This window comes from Mycobacterium sp. 852002-51971_SCH5477799-a, assembly GCF_001667145.1.
GTDB lineage: Bacteria > Actinomycetota > Actinomycetes > Mycobacteriales > Mycobacteriaceae > Mycobacterium.
Map to the genome: position 1 here is coordinate 1 of NZ_LZIF01000091.1, position 680 is coordinate 680.

General features: G+C 67.8%; 1 protein-coding gene. It reads right to left on the reverse strand.

The features are described from left to right. Positions 1-680: phosphopantetheine-binding protein (locus A5753_RS13650; RefSeq protein ID WP_156656096.1), on the reverse strand; the 680-nt coding region annotated here is incomplete at both ends.

The window sequence follows — 680 nt, forward strand, 5'->3', positions numbered from 1 at the left end:
TCGGCCAGCGCCGCCCCCAACGCCTCAGCATCCAACCGACCACTGAGCCGCAACGCCACCGCCATGTTGTACACCGCCGAGGGCCCCTGCAACTGATCGATAAACCACAACCGCTGCTGGGCAAACGACAACGGCACCACCGCCGGACGCTCCTGGGCCACCAATGGCTCTACCTGGCTCGTCTCTGCGTTGATAAGCAGAGCCAACTGGGCAACAGTGGGTGCCTCGAACACCGCCCGCACGGAAAGACCCGCATCCAGGCCTCTGTTGATCGCGGAGATCAGGCGCATGGCCGACAGCGAATCCCCACCGAGCTCAAAGAACGAATCATCAACTCCGACCCGCTCGAGTCCGAGGATTTCGGCATAAATGCCGGCCAGGATCTCTTCGACCGCGCTGACTGGGGCGCGGTACGCCACACCGGTGTAGTCCGGGGAGGGTAGGGCGCGGGTGTCGAGTTTGCCGTTGGCCGTCAACGGCAACGCGTCAAGCGCCACCACCGCGGCGGGCACCATATGCTCGGGCAACCGCTCGGCCAGCGCGGCGCGCGCCGCGACCGGGTCAGCGGCCCCGGTGATGTAGCCGACCAGCCGGGGGGTGCCGGGCTGGTCGTCGCGGGCGATCACCACCGCCTGGTCCACCCCGTCCAGCCCGGTCAGGGCGGCCTGGATCTCGCGCTC